The following is a 1,058-nucleotide window of genomic DNA, read 5'->3' as shown; positions in this document are numbered from 1 at the left end:
GCCAACTACGCGGTGGAGGACTGCGACTTCATCATCGCCGTGGGCGCGCGTTTCGACGACCGCGTGGCCGCCAAGGCGGAACTGTTCGCGCCGATGGCCGAGCACGTGGCGCATATCGACATCGACGCCGCGGAGATCGGGAAGGTCAAGCTCGTGGACTGGGCGCATGTCGGCGACGCCGGGCGCTCGCTTCGACAGCTCGTGGAGTTCGGGCGCAGCGAGGGCTTCCGCCGGGACTTCACGCCCTGGCTGGAACACGTGCGCGGCCTGCGCGGCAGCTACCCGATGAACTTCGACCGCGAGACGCCGCTCATCCAGCCCCAGGAGGTGCTCGAACGGCTCAATACGCTGACCCGGGGCGAGGCGGTCATCGCCACCGGCGTGGGTCAGCATCAGATGTTCGCGGCGCAGTACCTCGATTTCCACCGCCCGCGCCAGTGGCTCACCTCCGGGTCCATGGGCACGATGGGCTTCGGGCTGCCGGCGGCCATCGGCGCCCAGTTCGCCAATCCGGACGCGCTGGTCATCGACGTGGACGGCGACGGCAGCATCCGTATGAACCTGGGCGAGATGGAGACCGTCACCACCTACGGCCTGCCGGTGAAGGTGCTGCTGCTCAACAACAGCTGCGACGGCATGGTGCGCCAGTGGCAGCGGCTGTATTTCGAGGACCGTTTCTCGGGCAGCGACAAGTCCCTGCATCGCAAGGACTTCATCAAGGCGGCGGAGTCGGATGGTTTCGAGTTCGCCCGCCGCGTCACCGACAAGGCGGAGCTCGGCGAGGCGCTGAAGGCCTTCGTGGGCTTTGAGGGGCCCGCATTCCTGGAGGTGGTCATCGATCCGGACGCCGGGGTGTACCCGATGGTGGGGCCGGGCATGAGCTACCGCGAGATGGTCACCGGCGATCACATCCCGTCCCGGGATTACGGTGACAGCCGTGACGGGCCGGAGCGGCTGGCGCCTTCGGAGGCCTTCTAGGCCGCGCCGTCCCGGATTGAGCGGGCCTTATTGGCGGCCGGCCCGGCGCCGGCCGCCGGCTCGCCGCGCCGCGGTTCCCG

1 protein-coding gene is annotated in these 1,058 nt (G+C 68.9%); it reads left to right on the top strand.

Features of this window, described 5'->3' with window-relative positions; all coding sequences use genetic code 11:
- The coding region (locus tag G7A99_RS20745; protein ID WP_240466366.1) for a thiamine pyrophosphate-dependent enzyme at positions 1–978 on the top strand (978 nt) is incomplete at its 5' end.
- Positions 979–1,058: the final 80 nt, after the last annotated feature.

Source organism: Arhodomonas sp. KWT, from assembly GCF_010993615.1.
The sequence above is the reverse complement of the archived record's forward strand: the minus strand, read 5'-3'. Positions and strand labels throughout refer to the sequence as shown.